The sequence below is a fragment of the Nocardioides marinisabuli genome (assembly GCF_013466785.1).
GTDB classification, from domain to species: Bacteria; Actinomycetota; Actinomycetes; order Propionibacteriales; family Nocardioidaceae; genus Nocardioides; species Nocardioides marinisabuli.
This window is the reverse complement of the sequence record NZ_CP059163.1, coordinates 704,637-723,393: the sequence shown is the minus strand read 5'-3', so window position 1 is coordinate 723,393 and position 18,757 is coordinate 704,637. Positions and strand designations below refer to the sequence as shown.

17 protein-coding genes and 1 pseudogene are annotated in these 18,757 nt (G+C 75.4%); 15 read left to right on the top strand and 3 right to left on the bottom strand.

Features of this window, described 5'->3' with window-relative positions; translation table 11 throughout:
* Positions 1-11: 11 nt before the first annotated feature.
* Together glmU and H0S66_RS03360 are read left to right on the top strand one after the other, a co-directional pair.
* Positions 12-1,454 carry a bifunctional UDP-N-acetylglucosamine diphosphorylase/glucosamine-1-phosphate N-acetyltransferase GlmU gene (gene glmU, locus H0S66_RS03365; RefSeq protein ID WP_258017077.1) on the top strand — a complete coding sequence of 481 codons (1,443 nt, stop codon included), beginning with the start codon at positions 12-14 and terminating at the stop codon, positions 1,452-1,454.
* Positions 1,455-1,578: 124 nt separating this feature from the next.
* Positions 1,579-2,559 carry a ribose-phosphate diphosphokinase gene (locus tag H0S66_RS03360; RefSeq protein WP_179614141.1) on the top strand — a complete coding sequence of 327 codons (981 nt, stop codon included), beginning with the start codon at positions 1,579-1,581 and terminating at the stop codon, positions 2,557-2,559.
* Positions 2,560-2,712: 153 nt separating this feature from the next.
* On the opposite strand, the gene pepN is transcribed toward H0S66_RS03360, so the two are convergent.
* Positions 2,713-5,133, bottom strand: coding sequence for an aminopeptidase N (gene pepN / locus H0S66_RS03355; protein ID WP_179614140.1), 2,421 nt, complete (start codon positions 5,131-5,133; stop codon positions 2,713-2,715).
* Positions 5,134-5,327: 194 nt separating this feature from the next.
* Here pepN and H0S66_RS03350 point away from each other — a divergent pair, with 194 nt between their 5' ends.
* The 13 genes and pseudogenes from H0S66_RS03350 (at position 5,328) to H0S66_RS03295 (ending at position 18,031) form a co-directional block, all read left to right on the top strand.
* On the top strand, positions 5,328-8,126 hold the full coding sequence (locus H0S66_RS03350; protein ID WP_179614139.1) for a hypothetical protein: 2,799 nt from the start codon (positions 5,328-5,330) through the stop codon (positions 8,124-8,126).
* A 3-nt stretch (positions 8,127-8,129) separates the two neighbouring features.
* The gene (locus H0S66_RS03345) at positions 8,130-9,470 is read left to right on the top strand and encodes an ABC transporter substrate-binding protein (protein WP_180923781.1); all 1,341 of its coding nucleotides are present in this window, start codon (positions 8,130-8,132) and stop codon (positions 9,468-9,470) included.
* Positions 9,467-11,446 (top strand): serine/threonine-protein kinase, encoded by a 1,980-nt coding sequence (locus H0S66_RS03340; RefSeq protein ID WP_179614137.1) that lies wholly within the window; start codon positions 9,467-9,469, stop codon positions 11,444-11,446. The genes H0S66_RS03345 and H0S66_RS03340 overlap by 4 nt, the downstream gene beginning before the upstream one ends.
* Positions 11,447-11,452: 6 nt before the next feature.
* Positions 11,453-11,944 (top strand): annotated as a pseudogene (locus H0S66_RS20945) (FHA domain-containing protein); the annotation flags it as partial.
* Positions 11,945-12,251: 307 nt separating this feature from the next.
* Positions 12,252-12,872: a hypothetical protein gene (locus H0S66_RS20275; RefSeq protein ID WP_258017076.1), complete on the top strand. Its 621-nt coding sequence runs from the start codon at positions 12,252-12,254 to the stop codon at positions 12,870-12,872.
* A gap of 206 nt (positions 12,873-13,078) precedes the next feature.
* Positions 13,079-13,753, top strand: a complete 675-nt coding sequence (locus H0S66_RS03330; RefSeq protein ID WP_179614135.1) for a 50S ribosomal protein L25/general stress protein Ctc — start codon at positions 13,079-13,081, stop codon at positions 13,751-13,753.
* A 23-nt stretch (positions 13,754-13,776) separates the two neighbouring features.
* Positions 13,777-14,385, top strand: a complete 609-nt coding sequence (gene pth, locus H0S66_RS03325; protein ID WP_179614134.1) for an aminoacyl-tRNA hydrolase — start codon at positions 13,777-13,779, stop codon at positions 14,383-14,385.
* A gap of 20 nt (positions 14,386-14,405) precedes the next feature.
* Positions 14,406-15,179 (top strand): 3'(2'),5'-bisphosphate nucleotidase CysQ, encoded by a 774-nt coding sequence (locus H0S66_RS03320; protein ID WP_179614133.1) that lies wholly within the window; start codon positions 14,406-14,408, stop codon positions 15,177-15,179.
* A gap of 10 nt (positions 15,180-15,189) precedes the next feature.
* Positions 15,190-15,804: an HAD family hydrolase gene (locus H0S66_RS03315; protein WP_179614132.1), complete on the top strand. Its 615-nt coding sequence runs from the start codon at positions 15,190-15,192 to the stop codon at positions 15,802-15,804.
* Entirely contained in the window at positions 15,801-16,556 is a 756-nt protein-coding gene (locus H0S66_RS03310; protein ID WP_179614131.1) for a lytic murein transglycosylase, read from the top strand. Before H0S66_RS03315 ends, H0S66_RS03310 begins: the two co-directional genes overlap by 4 nt.
* 20 nt (positions 16,557-16,576) lie before the next feature.
* Positions 16,577-17,215, top strand: coding sequence for a tRNA (adenosine(37)-N6)-threonylcarbamoyltransferase complex dimerization subunit type 1 TsaB (gene tsaB / locus H0S66_RS03305; RefSeq protein WP_179614130.1), 639 nt, complete (start codon positions 16,577-16,579; stop codon positions 17,213-17,215).
* Positions 17,212-17,694 (top strand): GNAT family N-acetyltransferase, encoded by a 483-nt coding sequence (locus tag H0S66_RS03300; RefSeq protein ID WP_179614129.1) that lies wholly within the window; start codon positions 17,212-17,214, stop codon positions 17,692-17,694. The genes tsaB and H0S66_RS03300 overlap by 4 nt, the downstream gene beginning before the upstream one ends.
* Positions 17,687-18,031 carry a hypothetical protein gene (locus H0S66_RS03295; RefSeq protein ID WP_179614128.1) on the top strand — a complete coding sequence of 115 codons (345 nt, stop codon included), beginning with the start codon at positions 17,687-17,689 and terminating at the stop codon, positions 18,029-18,031. Before H0S66_RS03300 ends, H0S66_RS03295 begins: the two co-directional genes overlap by 8 nt.
* Here the strand turns inward: H0S66_RS03295 and H0S66_RS03290 are convergent.
* Both H0S66_RS03290 and H0S66_RS03285 read right to left on the bottom strand, forming a co-directional pair.
* The gene (locus H0S66_RS03290; protein ID WP_180923779.1) at positions 18,028-18,591 is read right to left on the bottom strand and encodes a GNAT family N-acetyltransferase; all 564 of its coding nucleotides are present in this window, start codon (positions 18,589-18,591) and stop codon (positions 18,028-18,030) included. The genes H0S66_RS03295 and H0S66_RS03290 overlap by 4 nt on opposite strands.
* On the bottom strand, positions 18,555-18,752 hold the full coding sequence (locus H0S66_RS03285) for a hypothetical protein (protein ID WP_180923778.1): 198 nt from the start codon (positions 18,750-18,752) through the stop codon (positions 18,555-18,557). The genes H0S66_RS03290 and H0S66_RS03285 overlap by 37 nt, the downstream gene beginning before the upstream one ends.
* Positions 18,753-18,757: the final 5 nt, after the last annotated feature.

Genomic DNA, 18,757 nt, shown 5'->3' with positions numbered 1-18,757 from the left:
TCGGAGATTCCGTGGCCGACCCCGTCCTGCACGACCTGACCGTGATCGTCCTCGCCGCCGGCGGCGGGACGCGGATGCGCTCGAAGACCGCGAAGGTGCTGCACCCCATCGGCGGGCGCTCCATGGTCGGCCACGTGCTGGTGGCGGTGCGCGGGTGCGCGCCGCGCCGCGTCGTCGCGGTCATCGGCCACCAGCGCGAGCAGGTCGGCGCCCACATCGCCGAGCTGGTGCCCGAGGCGCTGCTGGCGGTGCAGGAGGAGCAGGCCGGCACCGGCCACGCCGTCCGGGTCGCGGTCGAGGCCGCCGGGGCGCGCGAGGGCACGGTGCTCGTCGCGTACGGCGACACCCCGCTGCTGACCGCCGAGAGCCTGCGCGCCTTCGTCGCCGAGCACGAGGCCGCCCAGCGCGCGGTCAGCGTGCTGTCGGGCGTCGTGGACGACCCCTTCGGCTACGGCCGGGTGGTGCGCGACGAGGACGGCGAGGTGGTGGCGATCGTCGAGCAGAAGGACGCCACCCCCGACCAGCGCGAGATCCGCGAGATCAACTCGGGGATCATGGCCTTCGACGCCGCGTTCCTCCACGAGGCGCTGCCGCGGCTGAGCAACGACAACGCCAACGGCGAGTACTACCTCACCGACCTGCTGGGCCTGGCCCGCGACGCCGGGCTGACGGTGGGGGCGCACGCCATCGACGACGTGCGCCAGACCGAGGGCGCCAACGACCGCGCCCAGCTCGCCGAGCTCGGCCGCGAGCTCAACACCCGCATCGTGGAGCGCTGGATGCGCGAGGGCGTCACCGTCATGGACCCCGCCACCACCTGGATCGACGCCGACGTCGTGCTGGCCCCCGACGTGGTGCTGCTGCCCGGCACCCAGCTGCTCGGGGCGACCGTCGTGGGCGAGGACGCCGTGATCGGCCCCGACTCCACCCTCAAGGACTGCGAGATCGGGGTCGGCGCACGCATCGTGCGCGTCCACGCCGAGCTGGCCGTCGTGGGCGCCCACGCCGACGTCGGTCCCTTCTCCTACCTGCGCCCCGGCACCCGGCTGGGCGAGCGCGGCAAGATCGGCGGCTTCGTCGAGACCAAGAACGCCGAGATCGGCCCCGGCGCCAAGGTGCCGCACCTGTCGTACGTCGGCGACGCCGAGATCGGTGAGGGCACCAACATCGGTGCCGGCACGATCTTCGCCAACTACGACGGTGTGGCCAAGCACCGCACGACCGTGGGCCGGCACGCCCGCACCGGCTCCAACAACACCTTCGTGGCCCCGGTCAGCATCGGCGACGGCGCCAGCACCGGCGGCGGCACCGTGGTGCGCGGGGACGTGCCGGCGGGTGCGCTGGCGGTCAGCGCGGGCCCGATGCGGGTCATCGCCGACTGGGCGCAGCAGCGTCGCGCCGGCACCGCCCAGGCCGACGCGGCGGCTCGCGCGCAGGGCTCCGGGCCCGCCTAGGCAAAACCTGCGCGTCGCGTCGGTCACACGTGGCCGTGGAGGCGGGCGTCGGGTTTCGCGGCGAGCCGTCCGGGGGGCAGACTGTCGGGCGCACCCCACCAAGTCGGCGTCCCAGGAGCTGCTCGTGACCGGATACAAGAAGACCACCGAGAAGAACCTGATGGTCTTCACCGGCCGGGCCCACCCCGAGCTGGCCGAGTCGGTCGCCGAGATCCTCGAGACCGAGCTGGTGCCGACCTCGGCCTACGAGTTCGCCAACTCCGAGATCTACGTGCGCTACGAGGAGTCGGTGCGCGGCTGCGACGCCTTCGTGCTGCAGAGCCACACCGCTCCGATCAACGAGTGGATCATGGAGCACCTGATCATGGTCGACGCGCTCAAGCGCGCCAGCGCCAAGCGCATCACCGTGGTCATGCCGTTCTACGGCTACGCCCGCCAGGACAAGAAGCACCGCGGCCGCGAGCCGATCTCGGCGCGCCTGATGGCCGACCTCTTCAAGACCGCCGGGGCCGACCGCCTGATCGCCGTCGACCTGCACGCCGACCAGATCCAGGGCTACTTCGACGGCCCCGTCGACCACCTGATGGCGCTGCCGATCCTCACCGACTACGTCCTCAGCAAGTACGGCGACCAGCCGCTGGCCGTCGTCTCCCCGGACGCCGGTCGCATCAAGGTCGCCGAGCGCTGGTCGGCCAAGCTCGGTGGCGTGCCGCTGGCCTTCATCCACAAGACCCGGCGCACCGACCGGCCCAACGAGACCGTCGCCAACCGCGTGGTGGGTGAGGTCGCGGGCAAGATCTGCGTCCTCACCGACGACATGATCGACACCGGCGGCACCATCGTGAAGGCGGCCGAGGCTCTGATGGCCGACGGCGCCGCGGGCGTGGTCATCGCCGCCACCCACGCGATCCTCTCCGACCCCGCCGTCGACCGGCTCAAGAACAGCCCGGCCGTCGAGGTCATCGTCACCGACACCCTGCCGATCTCGCCGGACCGCCAGTTCGACAAGCTCACGGTCCTCTCGATCGCCCCGCTGGTCGCCCGCGCGATCCGCGAGGTCTTCGAGGACGGCTCGGTCACCTCGATGTTCGACGGTCACGCCTGATCGCTGACCCGGCGCGTACTTCGCACTGACCCGGCGCGTACTTCGCACTGACCCGGCGTGGACCTGCACCTGCAGGTTCGGGCCGGGTCAGTGCGATATCTGGGCCGGGTCAGTGCGACATCTGAGCCGGGTCAGCGCGAGATTCGGGACGGGTCAGCGGAGGTCGTCGAGCTGGTCGTTCCACAGGCGGGCGAGCACGCTGGGCACCGACCCCGAGGCCAGGCTGTCGGCCAAGCGCTGGCGCTGCGCGGGGGCCAGCTCGAGGGCGGGGAAGGCGTTGCGGCCCACCACCAGCGAGAACCCCTGGCCCCGGCGCTCGCAGATGGCGGGGGAGTCGGCCAGGTAGGCGTCGACGTACGTCGTGCACAGGTCGACGCGCTCGGGGTCCCACAGGCCCAGGGCGGTGGCCTCGAAGACCCGGTTGGAGACGTCGGGGGCGCTCATCGCGGCCCAGGCCGCCGCCTTGGCCTCGGGCGTGGGGCGGGCGGCGAGCGCGCGGGCGGCGCCCAGCTCGCCGGCGAAGGTCTGGTCGCGCTGCCGCTCGGCCTCGACGGCGTCGGCGTCCAGGGTCCCGAGGGCCGCGAGGCGTGCCACGGTCGACCAGCGCAGCCCCGGGTCGAGGTCGACGCCCTCGCCGGTGCGCCCGGTCTCGAGCCAGGCCAGCAGCGCGTCGGCGTCACGGCTGGTGGCGGCCAGGCCACGGGTCAGGGCGATCGCGACCTGGTCGTCGGTGGTGGCGCCCAGCGCCGCGCGGCAGGCCGCCGCGACCCGGTCGACGAGGGTGGCGGCGTCGGCGGCCGGGGTGGAGCGGGTCAGCACCGGCCCGAGGGTGCGGCCGAGCACGGCGGAGACCAGGGCGGGCCGGGGCTCGCCGGGCAGGTGCCGCTCGACGAGGTCGAGGAAGCCGTCGACCGACAGCGCGCCGGTGCGCACCTCGTCGAAGGCGTGCGCCCAGAGCACCGTGCGGGTCAGGTCGTCGGTGACCCCGCCGAGGTGCTGGGCCACCACCTGCGCCGACTGCTCGTCGAGCCGCAGGCGCGCGAAGGTCTCGCCCTGGCTGTTGGGCACCACCGCCAGCCCGGCCCACTCCGGCAGCGCCACCTCCTGCTCGTCGAGGTCGACGAGCCGGGTCCCGACCAGGGTGCCGTCGGCCGCCAGGGCGGTGACCGAGAAGCGGTGCGGCCGCACGCCCTCGCGGGCCAGCACCGGCACCCCGTCGTGGTCGCGACGCACCGCGACGGTGTCGAAGCCGGTGCGGCGCAGCCACACCTCGGCCCACCCGCGCACGTCGCGCGGCGAGGCCGCGTCGAGCGCCTCCACCAGGTCGTCGAGGGTGGCGTTGCCGAAGCGGTGGCGGGTCAGGTGCGCGTTGACCCCGGCCAGGAAGTCGTCGTCGCCCAGCCAGGTCACCAGCTGGCGCAGGCACGAGTTGCCCTTCGCGTAGGAGATGGAGTCGAAGTTGGTGAAGGCCGCGTCGACGTCGGGCACGTCCTCCGGCGCGGGGGCGACCGGGTGGGTCGAGCGGCGCTCGTCGGCGACGTACGCCGCGGGCTTGCGCGTCGACTCGTGCACCACGAGCGTGCCCGGGAAGCCGGCCCCGTCGGCCGCGACCCGGTAGCCCATGTAGTCGGCGAAGCTCTCGTTGAGCCAGGTGTCCTCCCACCAGCGCATCGTCACGAGGTTGCCGAACCACATGTGCGCCATCTCGTGGGCGATGACGGTGGCGCGCCGCGAGCGCTGGTCGTCGGTGACCCGCCCGCGCGGCAGCAGCTCGTCGCGGTAGGTCACGCAGCCCGGGGTCTCCATCGCGCCCCAGTTGTGGCCGGGGCCGAAGAGCTGGTCGTAGGAGTCGAAGGGGTAGGGCTCGTCGAAGAGCCGCGCGTAGTGGTCGTAGCAGTCGTTGGTCGTGCGCCGCAGCTCGTCGGCGTCGCGGTCGAGCTCGGCGGCCAGCGACGCGCGCGCGTGCCAGCCGAAGGGCAGCCCGGCGTGCTCCCAGGTCACCGAGTGCCAGGGCCCGGCGCAGACCACGAACAGCGAGGGGCACAGCCGCGGGGTGGTCGCGAAGGTCCAGCGCCCGGCCTCGGACGAGGTGACCCGTCCGTTGCCGATCACCTGCCAGCGCGGGTCGGCCGAGACCGCCACGGCCATCGTCGCCTTGATGTCGGGCTGGTCGAAGCACGCGAAGACCCGCTGGGCGATGTCGAGGGAGAGGTAGGCCGACACGTAGGTCTCGCCGTCGACCGGGTCGCTCATCCGGTGCATCCCGTCGCCGTCGCTGACGTAGGGCACCTGCGCCTCGACGCGCACCGCCACCGGCACCCCCACCGGCAGGTCGTCGAGCACGATCCGCCGCCCGTCGTACGCCGCCTCGACCGGCCGGCCGTCGACGCTGACGACGAGGTCGCGGGCGTCGGTGAGCTCCACGAAGGTGCGCGCGGCGCTGGTGGTGAAGCGCAGCGTGGTCGTGGAGCCGAAGCACTCGCCGGCGTGGTCGCGCAGGTCGATGTCGATGTCGTAGGAGACGTCGGTGACCTGGGCGGAGCGGGCACGGGCCTCGGCGAGGGTGAGCGACATGCGCCCACCCTAGGGAGGGGTGCCCGGGGTGCGGCGACGGCCCGCGCGACCAGCGGATTTTACGAAGACATGACGGTCGTCGGGGGGATGGCCCATGATGTCTAGACATTGGTTTGCCGGACGGTCCTGGCGAGCAGGAACCGGTCGGCTCCCTGCGTCGCTGAGGGGCCGTCCTGAGTCTCGAGGAGCCCCCCATGTCCGTCGCGCGCCACGCCGCGAACCGCGTCCCTCGCCCCCGGGTCGGCCGTGCCGCTCGCGCCGCCCTGGCCGTGGCCCTCGCCGGCGGACTCCTCTCCGCGGGCACCGCGCCCGCCTCGGCCGACGCCGAGCAGGTGCTGCAGCAGGTCGACGTGCAGCTGGCCCCCGACGGCACCCTCACCTCGGTCGCGTCCACGTCGGTGCGACGCGGCGAGGAGGGCGGTGAGGCGCTGGAGACGAGCCTCGACATTCAGGACGCGGCCGCCGAGCTGCCGGTGCGCATCCAGACCGCCTACCGCCTCGACGACGAGGCCGGCACCGACCTGGGCGAGATCGCCGGCCGCAGCGGCCGCGTGGTCATCGACCTGACGGTGCAGAACACCACCGTGCGGCCCGAGGAGGTCACCTACGACGCCGGCGGCGTGCAGCGCTCGCAGTTCGCGCTGGTGGGGGTGCCGATGACCGTGGTGGCCTCGGCCTCGCTGGGCGAGGACACCCTCTCCGAGGTCGTGACCGGCGCCGAGGGCGACGACGAGGCCACGAACGGCGTGCTGAGCCGCGGCGGGGCGGGGGAGTCGCGGGTGCAGTGGGCCACGATGCTCGCGCCGCCGCGGCTGGCGCCCAGCGCCACCTTCCGCCTGGTGCTCGACACCGACGACTTCGAGGTGCCGACCTTCGACATCGGCGTCCAGCCCGGCCTGGTCACCGACACGTCGCTGACGGGCCTGCTCGACGAGGCGTTCTCCGACGACGAGGGCGGCGCCATCGCCACCGAGACGCGCACCATCGAGGTCATCGGCGACGTCACCTCGGTGCTGACCCAGGCCGGTGCGGTGCTCACTGACATCGAGACCCGGCTCTCCGACTCGGCCGAGCGGCTGGGCGCCCGGACGATCGCCGACCTGCAGAGCAGCTCGGCCGGCGTCAGCGAGCAGCTCGGCAGCCTGTCGGCCGACCTGACCCGTCTCGACGGCTCGCTGGGCGAGCAGCTGGGCGGCGTCGAGGACGACGCCGTGCAGGCGCTCTCCTCGAGCCTCACCGAGGTCAAGGACGTGCTCGGCGATCCCGACCGGATCAAGCCGCCGAAGCCGCAGGACGGCGCCGAGGGCTGCCGCGTCGACCTCGGCCGCAACCTGGCCGCCCCCACCGTCTACGGCCAGCTCGCCGCCGTCAGCAGCCGGCTGACCACCCTGTCCAACGCCAGCGGCTCCTGCCGCGCCGCCATCGCCGACGACCTGGCGCGCCAGATCGGCTCGGCCGAGGAGCTCGCCGACTGCACCGACGGGTCGACCTCCGCGGTCTGCGTGCTGGCCTCGGCGCGCGAGCGCCTGGTCGAGCAGGCCGACGTGCTCTCGCTCTTCGGCGCCGACCTCGCCGGGCGTCTCGACGCCGGCGCGGTCGACGACCTCGGCACCTCCATGGGCGCCGTCGTCGCCGAGCTGCGCTCGGTCGAGGAGGCCGCCGAGGAGATCATCGGCGGCAGCGGCCTGCCGGTCCGCCCCCTGGCCCTGCTGCTGGGGTCGCTGGTCGACTCCCTCGAGTCGCTCAAGACGCTCCTCCAGCCCGGTGCGGCGACAGGCCTGCAGGCCGCGTTCTCCGACATCCACACCATCGCCGGCACCCAGGCCCAGGCCATCGGCACCCCCGACGCCGAGGGCAGCATCGCCCAGCGGGCCGCGGCCCTGACCGCCGCGGTCTGCGCGATCCCGGGCCTGGCCGACGTCACCGACACCTCGCGCATCCCCGCCGACGTGCTCGAGCAGCTGCAGACCGGGCTGGTCAGCCGCATCGACGCCGCTCGTGGCGCGGCCGGCTGCGGTGGCGGCACCACGCTGGCCCAGCGCCTCGAGAGCGTGCGCAGCGCCTGGGTCTCGGTGCAGCAGACCTCCGCCGTCGAGGGCGACGGCTCGGTGGCCCGCGCGCTGGCCACCCTGCGCACCTCCGTCGACGGCGCCCTGGTCGAGCTCGACGAGGCGATCGACGACACCGTCGAGGTCGCCGACCTGCGCGGTCTGGTCGCCCGGGTCGCGGCGCTGGGCGCGCAGGCCGAGGTGCCTTCCTGCGACGAGATCACCGACCGCGACCCGGTGGGCGCGGTCGACGCCCTGCGCTTCGCCTACCAGCGGGTGGCCTGCAACCAGGCCGGGCTGGAGAAGGAGATCGACACCGCCTTCAAGGAGGCCCGCAAGGCCCTCGACAGCACCGGCGGCGAGATCGGCCGCAGCATCGTGGCCACCGACGGCGCCCGCGGCAAGGCCGACGAGCGCGTCGGCGAGCTCTTCGGCACCCTGAGCCAGGGCGCCGACCGGGCCGCCGAGCGCATCGTCGACCAGGGCGGTCGCCGCATCGAGCGCCAGCGCGACGACCTCGACCGCCAGGTCCGCCAGGCCGAGTCGCGCCTGGGCGGCGCCGTCGGTGACGCGCTGCGCACGATCGGCTCCAACATCGCCGCGGCCACCGGCGACCTGGGGGAGTCGGAGGCACGGCTGCAGGCCGACCTCCAGCGGGTCCTCGTCGACCTGGGCACCCGCGAGAGCGGCGGCACCGGCATCCTCGGCTCGCTGGCCACCGGGGCCGGGCAGACCGGTCTGGCCAACGACTCGGTGCAGCTGGCCAACGCCCGCGCCTCGGCGTTCGGCTCGGTGCGCGGCAAGGCCCTCGACGAGGTCTTCCTCCAGCAGGCCCAGACGATCCGGGCGCTGGAGCGCGAGCAGGAGTTCCGCGCCTTCGACGACGGTGTCGCCGAGGACGACTCCCTGCTCACCGTCTTCTCGTTCCACCTCGGACAGGGCTGAGCGGTGCGTCGACGTCTCACCGGCCCCCTGCCGGCCCTCGCGGCCGGCACGGCGCTGCTGCTCGGCGCCTGCTCGGGTGGCGGCGACGAGCCGGGCCCCGGGTCCGCGGAGGCCACCGGGTCGGCGGCGGGCTCGGCCGGGGTCCCGGCGTCGGTCGCGCTGACCACGGCCGACGGCGTCGGGGACGGTGACCCGCTGCGCGTGGGCGTCCTGCTGACGCTGCGCTCCGAGCCCGGCCAGGGCCAGGACGTCGTCGCCGCGGCCGAGGGCGCCACCGTCGCCGCGTACCGGCTGCGGCTGGGCGGTGGCGACGTCGAGCTCGAGGTCGTCGACGACGGCGGCACCGCCGCCGGGGCCGAGGCCGCCGTCGAGCAGCTGGTCGCCTCCGACGTCGCCGGCATCGTCGCCGCCACCCGCGGCGACCACCTCGACGAGGCCCTCGAGACCGCGACCTCGGCCGGCACCGCGGTGCTGCTGCCCTACGAGCGCGAGGCCGACCTGCCGGTCGGGGCCTTCGCCACCGGGCCCGACGCCGCGAGCGTCGACCGGGCGCTGCTCGAGGCGATGCAGGCCGACGGCCTGAGCCGCCCCTTCGTGCTCACCGCCGACGACGTCGAGCTCGACGTCGGCTCGGCGGACGCGGCAGGGGTCGGGGCGGACCTCGACGCCACGGTCGCGCGCGTCGCCGAGGCGTACGACGCCGGGCGCGTCGACAGCGTGCTGGTGGCCGCGGCGGCCAGCACCCAGGCCCGGGTGGTGGCCGCGCTCCAGGGCGCCGCGCCCGCGGCGCCGGTCGTGCTGTCGCCGGAGGCCCTGAGCCCGGCGTTCGCCGCCGGCCTCGCCGAGGCCTCCGGCACCACCGCCGGCGCCTACCTCACCGCCGGCACCGACGCCGGCGACGCGACCACCCTGTCCCAGGGTGCGCGCCCCGAGGGCGTCTCGGCCTTCTTCGCCGCGCTGCGCCTGGCTGCGGGCGACCCCGGCATCACCGACCTCTTCGGCGACGCGGCCTTCGCCCAGGTCGCCGCCGACGCCGACACCGCGAGCCACGACGCCGTCGTGGCCCTCGCGGCCGCCGCGCAGGCGGCCGGGTCGGTCGAGCCCGGCGACGTGCTGTCGGCGCTCAGCGGCCTCCAGGTCGGGCCCGACGACGGGCTCGCCGGGCCGGCGCTCGACTTCGCAGCGACCGGCGCTGCCGCCCGCGAGCGTGGTCGCGCTGCGCGCCACCGGCCAGGACCCCGGGGTCCGCCCCGCGGTCGACGCGGCTGGTGGCGGCGGGAGCGGCGGCAGTGCCGGGGGCCGGTTGTTCTGGTTCGCCGACGACACGACAGGCTGAGCCCGTGACGGGCGGACGACGCGCGCTGGGCAGCCGCTACGAGCTGGTCGACCGGCTCGGCGAGGGCGCCATGGGCGAGGTGTGGCGCACCTGGGACCGCGTCGGCGAGCGGTACGTCGCCGCCAAGCTGCTGCGCCCCGAGCTGGCGCGCGACCAGCAGATCGTGGGCCGCTTCGTGCAGGAGCGCTCGATCCTGATGTCGTTGCGCCACGACGCGATCGTGCGCGTGCACGACCTGGTCGTCGAGGGCGAGGCGCTGGCGATCGTGATGGACCTCGTCGAGGGCACCGACCTGCGCCGCCACCTGCGCGAGGTCGGCACCCTCGCGGCGCGCGACGCCGTCGAGACGACCTGCGCGGTGCTCGCCGCGCTCGCCGCCGCCCACGAGCAGAGCTGCCTGCACCGCGACGTCAAGCCCGACAACGTGCTGCTGCGCGGTGGCGAGGACTCCGAGGACTCCGGGTACTCCGCCGGTGCCGGGTACGCCGACCGGGTGCTGCTCACCGACTTCGGCATCGCGCGGCTGGCCCAGGAGCGCACCGTGCAGGCGACCGGACTGCTCGGCACGCCCGGCTACATGCCTCCCGAGCTCTTCGTGCACGGCCGGTTCAGCGCGGCCTCCGACGTCTACGCGACCGGGGTGCTGCTCTACGAGCTGCTCGGCGGCCGGACCCCGTTCTCGGGGGCCGGGACCGCCCACACGGTGGGCTTCCGGCACGCCTCGGTGCGACCGCCGCGGCTGCCGGTGCCCGACGAGCTGTGGCACGTCGTGGAGACGATGCTGGCCAAGGACCCCACGACCCGGCTGGGTGCCGCCGCCACCGCGGCGGCGCTGCGCGAGCTGCCCGACGCGGTGCTCGACCTGCCCGCCCTGGAGGTGCAGCCCGCGCCCGACGACTGGGACCTGGTGCAGGGCACGGTCGTGCGCTCGCCGTCGGTGCAGGTGGAGGTCGACGACGCCCAGGTCGACGTCGGGGCCACCTTCCTGCACGCGGCCGGCCCACCCAGCCCGCCGGTCCCGCCGCCGCCCCCGGCCGAGGCCGCGAGCCGACCCGCGAGGCCCTCGCGACGCGCGCCGCGCCGGGCCCGAGGAGGGACCGGCCGAGCAGCCGGCGTCGCCGCCCTGGCGGCGCTGGTGCTGGTGGTCGTCGGGGCCGTCGTGGCCGGCGTGGTGGTCGCCACCGGTGACGAGCCCGACCCGGTGGTGGGCGCTGCGGCCTCCGTCGAGCGCACCGAGCCCGCCCTGCCGACCGGGCTGGGGGTCGACCGCGAGGCCGACTACGACCCGGTCTCGGGCCGGGTCACCCTGCGCCTGCGCTACAGCGCCCGCGACGCCGCGCTGCGCGGCCCCTTCCTCGAGGTGCTGCCGGCGCGCGGCGACGACTGCCCGAGCCCGACCTGGACCGGCGCGACGGTGCAGGACAACCTGGCCGCCCGCACCGGCATCTCGGTGCGCTGCGGCTTCGCCGTCGACCCCGGGCAGGTGCCGGCCGACGGCGAGGTGCTGGTCGTGGCGACCTTCGACCTCGACCTCGGCACCGACCCCGCGACCGGGCTCGAGGAGTGGGTGGCGGAGTCGGCCGAGAGCACCCGCGTGGTCCTCGACGCGCAGCGCTCGGGGGACGGCTACCCGGTGCAGCGCCTGCGCGACGTCGTCGTCGAGGTGCCGCCGGTGGTGCGCAAGGCGCGCAGCGGCTTCACGCCGGTGCGGGTCCGGCTGCTGCCCGACTGGGGCGCGGGCCCCGACCCGGTGCGCCCGCTCTTCGACTCCGACGCCCAGGGCGAGGCCACGCTCGCGCTGTCGGCGGTCGCCGACGGCTTCGACGGCGTCCGGCTCCAGGCCTGCGACGCGGTCGCCGTGGCCGCCGACGGACTGAGCCTGCTCGCGCGCTACCCCGCGAGCGACTGCACGGTCACCGCGCAGGTCGGGGACTTCACCCGGCTGGAGCCGGCCTCGCTGACCATCCAGGGCGCCGGGGGCTGAGGCGGCGTGCAGGTCACGATCAGCGTCGTGTCCGGGGCCGGCAGCACCGACGTGCTGGTCGAGGCCGCCGAGGACACCCCCGCCGTCGAGGTCGAGGCGGCGCTGCGCCGGCTGGCGCGCACGCCCGGGGGAGCGGTCCGTGTCGAGCACCCGTTGCTGGGCGCCGGCGCCGAGCGGCGCTCCTGGGACGAGGCCGGCACCCTGCGCGACGTCGGGCTGGTCCAGGGCGCCCGTGTCGTGCTCGGCGACCGCCCTGACCCCGACCGCGAGCACGAGCCCGAGCACGAGCCGGGGCTGGAGCTGCGCGTCGTCAGCGGCCCCGACGCCGGGTCGGTGCACCGGCTGGCCCCGGGTGATCGAGAGCTGGGCCGCAGCGGCCCGGTCGCCTGGCAGGACCACTCGCTCTCCCGGCGCCACTGCCGGCTGCGGCTCGACGAGGGCGGCGCCGCGGTCAGCGTCACCGACCTCGGCTCGAGCAACGGCACCCGTCTCGACGGCGAGCCCTGCCCGCCGCACGAGCCGCGCCCGTGGCGCCCCGGACAGGTCCTGGCGGTCGGCGACTCGCTGGTCGAGCTGCACCCCCCGCCCGGCGCACGACGCCGCACCGGTCGCCGCGCCGACCAGCGCCGGCGACGGGCACCTCGTCTGGGGCCGGCCACCCCCGCGCCCGGCCTCGTACGCTCCCCAGCCGCCGCCCGACCCGGCCCAGGTCGGGGCCTGCGCGACCCCGGCCGGCCGCGGCTGGCCCCGTCGCTGGGAGCGGCGCCGCGACGACCCCGACCACCTGCTGCTGCGGCTCGGGACGGTGGGCCACCGCGGCGCGCCGGTGACCCTGCCGCTCGGCGGGCTCGCGGCCGGCGACACCGTCGGCCTGGTCGGGCCCGACGCCACCGTCGACGCGGCGCTGCGCTGGTGGCTGCTGCAGCTGGCTGCCCTGCACGCCCCCGACGACCTCTCCCTCGACGTCGTCGGCCACCGGGTGGACCGGTCCTGGTCGTGGCTGCGCTGGCTGCCGCACCGGGCCGGGCCCCCGGGGCCCCGCCCGCACCTCACGGTCCACCACGGGGCCACCGCGCCGGGTCCCGCGCCGGGTCCCGCGCCGGCCGGGCCGTTGGTCGTCACCGGCGCCGGCCTCGACGACCTGCCCGAGCGCTGCGCGGCCGTGGTCGAGGTGGGCGCGCACCAGCCCTCGTACGCCCGGCTCTCGCGACCCGGGGCGCCCGTGGTCGAGCTGCGCCTCGACGGGGTCGCGGCCGGCTGGGCCGACCGGGTGGCGCGCAGCCTGGCGCCGCTGGTGCTCCCCGGGGCCCCGCCGGCCCCGCCCGAGCCGGGCACGGCCGGCGCACCGGGGCTGCGGGTGCGGCCGCTGCCGTGGACGGTCCCGGAGCCCGCAGCGGATTGGCCCTCGTCGCGCGGTCGCGTCTAGACTCGTCCGGTTGCCTCGGCGAGGGAGCCGACCGTCCGCGGTCGCTCCGTGATCGACGCGGTCGGCTGCGAGAGCTCGCGCCGCGCTGTGTCGTGAATCCGACGGGCGCGGCGCTTCGTGCGTCCGGGCCCATCCGCAGGTGACCACCCGACCTTGCGAGGGTCCTGCCAGGACCCCGCACCGCTGTAGCGCACGAGGAGACACACATGGCTGCCGAGAAGATCGCCGCTGAGACCCGCACCGAGTTCGGCAAGGGCGCGGCGCGCCGCATCCGCCGCGACGACAAGGTGCCGGCCGTCATCTACGGGCACGGCAACGAGCCGACCCACATCATCCTGCCGGGCCACGAGATCATGCTCGCGCTCAAGAACGGTGGCGCCAACGCGCTGCTCGACATCGACGTCGACGGCTCGAGCCACCTCGCGCTGACCAAGCAGGTCCAGGTCGACCCGATCAAGCGCTTCATCGAGCACGTCGACTTCGTGGCCGTGCGCCGTGGCGAGAAGGTCACCGTCGACATCCCCGTGCACGTCGTGGGCGAGGCCGCCGCCGAGACCCTCGTGGTGCTCGAGAACTCGGTCGTCTCGGTCGAGGCCGAGGCCACCCACATCCCCGAGTTCGTCGAGGTCGACGTCGAGGGCGCCGAGGTCGGCACCCAGGTCCACGCCTCCGACCTCAAGCTCCCGAAGGGCTCCGAGCTGCTGACCGACGGCGACATCCTGGTCGTCAACGTCACCCAGCAGCAGAGCCAGGAGTCGCTCGACGCCGAGCTCGTCGAGGCCGAGGCCGAGGCCGGCATCGAGCACGAGGAGTCCGGTGACGAGGCCGCCGAGGGTGGCGCCGAGGCCGGCGCCGCCGAGGCCGGCGACTCGCAGGAGTGATCGCGACGGGCCCGGGGAGCACCATGTCCGACAGCCGTGACGGCAGCAGCCCCGTCTGGTTGCTCGTCGGACTGGGCAACCCGGGCCCGACGTACGCCGGGCACCGGCACAACATCGGCTACCTCGTCGCCGACGAGCTGGCGACCCGGCTCGGCTCGGGGTTCCGGGCCCACAAATCGGGCCGCGCCGACGTCGTCGAGGGCCGGGTGGGCGCCCCGGGCACCGGCGGCCCCCGGGTCGTGCTGGCGCGTCCGCGCTCGTACATGAACGAGGTCGGCGGGCCGGTGAAGGCCCTGGCCACCGCCTACAAGGTGCCGCCCGAGCGGGTCGTGGCGATCCACGACGAGCTCGACATCGCCTTCGACACGATGCGGGTCAAGCTGGGCGGCGGCGACAACGGCCACAACGGCCTGAAGTCGATGCGCGCCTCGCTGGGCACCGGCGACTTCCACCGGGTGCGGGTCGGCATCGGCCGCCCCCCGGGTCGCCAGGAGGTCGCCGACTTCGTGCTCTCCAACTACTCCTCGGCCGAGCGCAAGGTGCTGCCCTTCGTGGTCGACACCGCCGCCGACGCGGTCGAGTGCCTGGTCGCCGAGGGCCTGGAGAAGACCCAGCAGCGGTTCAACTCCTGATCGCGGCTACGCTTCGCTGCGTGACTTTCGAGCCCGGAACCCCGCCCCCCGCCGCCGACGACCACGTGCTGGCCACGTGGCTGGCCGAGGCCGCCGGCCGCCGCCTGCTGGAGGTGCGCGCCGAGGGCCTGGAGGGCAAGGAGCTCAAGGACGCCGGCGACGCCGCGGCCCACGAGCTGCTGATGGGCCTGCTGGCCCAGCACCGCCCCGACGACGCCGTGCTCTCCGAGGAGGGCAAGGACGACAAGGCGCGCCTCTCGGCCGAGCGGGTCTGGATCATCGACCCGCTCGACGGCACCCGCGAGTTCTCCGAGCCGCCCCGCGACGACTGGGCCGTCCACGTCGCGCTGTGGCAGGGCGGTGCCCTGGTCGCCGGCGCCGTCGCGCAGCCGGTGCTCGGCGAGACCTTCAACACCGGCGAGGCGCCCGTGGTGCCGCCGCGCACCTCCGAGAAGCCGCGCATCGCGGTCTCGCGCAGCCGCCCGCCCGCCTTCGTGCAGGCACTGGCCGAGGAGATCGACGCCGAGCTCGTGCCGATGGGCTCGGCCGGGGTGAAGATGATGTCGGTCGTGCGTGACGTCGCCGACGCCTACGTGCACGCCGGCGGGCAGTACGAGTGGGACTCCGCCGCGCCCGTGGCCGTGGCGCGCGCCGCCGGACTGTTCACCTCGCGCGTCGACGGCAGCGAGCTCGTCTACAACCAGGACGACGTCTACCTGCCCGACCTCGTGGTCTGCCGCCCCGAGCTGAGCGAGCAGATCCTGGCCTTCATCGCCGACCACGGCACCGACTGAGCCGACCGCCGTGGCCGTCGACCACGTGCTCCTCGACGCCGACGGCGTCCTGCAGCGCTCCCCACGCGACCCCATCGGGCTGCTGCGCGGCTGGGTCGGCGAGCGCGCCGAGGAGCTCGCGCACGCCCTGTGGGCGGCCGAGCGCGGGCCGCTGCGCGGCGAGGGCGACTTCCTCGAGGTGCTCGAGCGCGTAGTGCCGACGTACGCCGACGTCGCGCCGGGCGTGCTCTACGACGCGCTGTGGCGCGACATCACCGTCTCGCCGGAGTCGCTGGCCCTCGCCGGCCGGCTGCGCGAGGCGGGCCTGGGTGTCCACCTCGGCACCAACCAGCACCGCCAGCGCGGTGAGCAGATGCGCACCGAGCTCGGCTTCGACGAGCACTTCGACGTCTCCTGCTACTCCTGGGAGATGGGGGTCACGAAGCCGGAGCCGGCCTACTTCGAGACCGCGGTCGCCCGCATCGGCGCCGCACCCGACCAGGTGCTCTTCGTCGACGACGTGCTCGCCAACGTCGAGTCGGCGCGCGAGGTGGGGCTGCGCGCCGTGCACTGGCACCTCGACCAGGGCCACGCCGTGCTGGTCGAGGCCCTGGCCGCGCACGGGGTCGAGGTGCGAGCCGCATGAGCTCGGGCCCGCGCTCCATCCTGCTCTTCTCGGTCCTGCTGCTGACCCTGTCGGCGGCGGCCTTCGGGCTCTCGCGGCTCTACACCCCCGAGCGCACCGTCGACCTGACCCCGCCCACGTCGTACGTCGCCGCCCCGGTGCCCTCGCAGGCCGACCCGGGCAGCGCGGTGCGCCGCACCCAGCTGGTCGACGAGGGCTGGCTGCGCCGCACCAGCCGGGCCACCGGCATCCCCTGGCCGGCGCTGCGCGCCTACGCCGACGCCCAGCTCTCGGGTGTCGGCGGCTGCGACGTCGGCTGGACCACGCTGGCCGGCATCGGCTGGATCGAGTCGCAGCACGGCACCCTGGGCGGGCGCACCATCGACGCCGAGGGCCGCTCGTCGTCGGCCATCCTGGGCCCGGCCCTCGACGGGTCGGGCGACTTCGCCGCGATCCGCTCCACGGCCGCCTCGCGCGCCTGGCACGGCGACGCGACGTGGGAGCACGCGGTGGGCCCGATGCAGTTCCTGCGCTCCTCGTGGGAGCCGTGGGCCGCCGACGGCGACCGCGACGGGACGATCGACCCGCACGACCTCGACGACGCCGCCGCGACCGCCGCGCGCTACCTGTGCGCCGGTGGGCGCGACCTCGCGGGCGGGGAGGGCTGGGCGAGCGCGGTGCTGTCCTACAACCACTCCGACGAGTACGTCGCGGCGGTGCACGCCGCGGCCAGCACCTACGCCGAGCGGGCCGCGGGCCGGCGCGCGGGCTGAGCCGGGTTAGCCTGCCGCTCATGCTGCTGACCTTCGACACCGCGACACCGCGGGTGGCCGTGGCCCTGCACGACGGCTCCGACGTGGTCGCCGAGCTCGAGGCCGAGCGGGCGATGAAGCACGGCGAGCAGCTCGCGCCGCTCATCGACGCCGTGCTGCGCCAGGTGGGCGCGGTGCGCCAGGACCTCACCGCCATCGGCGTCGGGGTCGGCCCGGGGCCGTTCACCGGCCTGCGGGTGGGGCTGGTGACCGCCCGCACCCTCGGGTTCGTGCTGGAGATCCCGGTGTACGGCGTCTGCACGCTCGACGTGCTGGCCGTCGAGGCCGTCGACACCGGCGCGGTCGACCGCGACTTCGTGGTCGCCACCGACGCCCGGCGCAAGGAGGTCTACCTGGCCTCCTACGACGCCGACGGCGTGCGGCTCGACGGCCCGGTGGTCGACAAGCCCGCCGACCTCGCCACCGAGGCCCCGGTCGTGGGGGAGGGCGCGACGCTCTACCCCGAGGCGTTCCCGCTGGCCGTCGGGCCGCAGCGACCCAGCGCCGGCTGGTTGGCCCGGGTGGTCGCCGAGGAGCGCGCCGAGCTCCTCGACCCCGAGCCGATGTACCTGCGCCGCCCCGACGCCGAGGTCTCGCGCAGCCGCAAGAGCGTGTCGTGACGGTCCGCGAGGCCCGCCCCGATGACCTGGTGGCGGTGGCCTCGCTCGAACAGGACAACCTCGGCGCCGACGCCTGGCCCCCGGGCCTGCTCCAGGAGGGACTCGAGGGCCGGGTGCCCTACGCGACGTACCTCGTCGCGGAGGTCGTCTCCGCCGACGGCCCGGTGGTCGCGGGCCACGCGGTGCTCAGCGTGGTCGCCGACATCGCCGAGCTGCAGCGCATCTCCGTCGACCCCGAGCACCGGCGCGGCGGCCTGGCCACGGCGCTGCTCGACGAGGTCGTCGCCACGGCCCGCGTGGCCGGTGCCGACCGGCTGCTGCTCGAGGTGCGCGAGGACAACGCGGGCGCGCTGTCGTTCTACGCCGCCCGTGGCTTCGTCGAGGTCGACCGCCGACGTCGCTACTACCGCGACGGGGCCACCGCCGTGGTGCTGCGCCGCGGGCTCGGACCAGGTTGCGGCGGGAGCCACGATGGCTGAGGCCGGGCCCGACCGGCCCGAGATCGTCTGCCTCTGCGGCTCCACCCGGTTCGTCGAGGAGATGAGCGCCGCGAACCGCGACCTGACCTTCGCGGGGGCGGTGGTGCTCGCGCCGGGCGTCTTCTGGCGCGTCGACGACCGTGACGCGGACCGGTCGATCACCGCCGAGCAGAAGGCCGCGCTCGACGCGCTGCACCTGCGCAAGATCGACCTGGCCGACCGGGTGCTGGTCGTCAACCCGGGCGGCTACGTCGGCGAGTCCACGAGCCGGGAGATCGCCTACGCCCGCGCGACGGGCACGCCGGTCGCGTTCACCGACCCCGGCCCGGCCGGTTAGGAGAGCACCGCGGAGCGGAACGTGTGGACGGTGCGGTAGCCCAGCCTCTCGTAGAGGCGGATCGCGGGCGCGTTGTCGGTGTAGACGCCCAGGCTGGCCGTCCCCGACGCCCCGGCGAGCGCACGGCGGGTGAGCGCGGTCGAGACCAGTCGGCCGAGGCCGCGCCGCTCCTCGCTGGGCAGCACGGTGATGCCGCGCAGCTGGCCGGTGCCGTCGTGCTGGCGGTTCAGCGCGCCGGCCGCGACCAGCCGGTCGTCCTCGACGACGCCCAGCCACGCCTCGATGCCGGGGCTGTCGGAGCGGGCGAAGGAGCCCGGGTTGCCCGCGTCGAGCAGCGCCTCGAGGTCGGCGCGGTCGCCGACCTCGACGACCTGGGGGGTCGGCTCGGCGGGCTGGTCGCGGGTCAGCATCCAGTCCCACCGCGTGGCCTGCTCGTGCGCCCACCCGGGCGGCAGCGCGTCGTACGCCGCCGCCTCGACGGTGATCCGCCACGGGCGCGGGTGCAGCGCGGCGACGCCGTCCATCAGCGGCGCCAGCTCCTCGGCCGGGCCCAGGCACACCAGCTGCGGCCCGGGCTGGGGCCGGTCCAGCGCGGGTGGTTCTCGACCACGGCGGCGGCCCCGGCCACCCAGGCGCGTGGGGCGATCGCGGGGTCGACCTGGTGCCGCGCGAAGCGGTGCTGCGAGGTGGTGACCAGCTGCTCGACCGAGATCTCCTGCACGCCCA